Source organism: Shewanella sp. CAL98-MNA-CIBAN-0140 (genome assembly GCF_040309905.1).
GTDB classification, from domain to species: Bacteria; Pseudomonadota; Gammaproteobacteria; order Enterobacterales; family Shewanellaceae; genus Shewanella; species Shewanella psychromarinicola.
Genome location: NZ_JBEOPI010000093.1, coordinates 1 through 850 on the forward strand (window position 1 = coordinate 1; position 850 = coordinate 850).

Annotated in this window: 2 tRNA genes and 1 rRNA gene; all 3 read left to right on the top strand. The window is 43.4% G+C overall.

Annotated elements, in window-relative coordinates:
- Window positions 1–51 (top strand): 16S ribosomal RNA (locus AAEY93_RS20275); the annotation flags it as partial.
- An 89-nt stretch (window positions 52–140) separates the two neighbouring features.
- Window positions 141–217, top strand: a tRNA-Ile gene (locus tag AAEY93_RS20280).
- 145 nt (window positions 218–362) lie between these two features.
- Window positions 363–438: transfer RNA gene (locus tag AAEY93_RS20285), tRNA-Ala, on the top strand.
- Window positions 439–850 lie beyond the last annotated feature (412 nt).

Below are 850 nucleotides of genomic sequence, written 5' to 3' on the forward strand. Positions count from 1 at the left end.
AAGTCGTAACAAGGTAGCCCTAGGGGAACCTGGGGCTGGATCACCTCCTTACCTATACGACTAACTCAATACCTAAAAGTGCAGCAATGCATGTGAGTGTTCACACAGATTACTTGATAGAAAGAAAGAGAAATTACGTTGGGTCTGTAGCTCAGCTGGTTAGAGCGCACCCCTGATAAGGGTGAGGTCGGTGGTTCAAGTCCACTCTGACCCACCAATCTTTCCTACTCTGCGTTGGATGATAACTTGTTTAGTGTACTAAACGTCGCTATCAACCGCCTTGATTAGAAACGATTGGCAAGCCAATTTTTTTGGTAAGACCTTCATTGAAGGTAAACGTAAAATCTCAACTGCATGTAAATGGGGCTATAGCTCAGCTGGGAGAGCGCCTGCCTTGCACGCAGGAGGTCTGCGGTTCGATCCCGCATAGCTCCACCATTTACACTTATCATGATGATAAGCATATGCATAGGTTAGAGATGCCAAAGATAAATGAAACTTTATCTTTGGCTTTTTTAAGCCCGCTCTTTAACAATTTGGAAAGCTGATAGTACTAACTAAAGGCGCATGAATAATGATTCGTTGTTATTGGTGTGATTACGTTAGTGCGAAAAATAATACTGATGCGAAAGCATTGGTATCTTGAGTTCTCAAAACACTGTTTAAGTGTCTTGAATATTCTAAAAAACTAAGGCGAGTCCACTTCCTACCCGGAGGTGAGACAAGTAAAAACCAGCTGGTCATGATATGACTCAGAGGTTCACGCAAGTGAAACTCATTTGGGTTGTATGGTTAAGTGACCAAGCGTATACGGTGGATGCCTTGGCAGTCAGAGGCGATGAAGGACGTA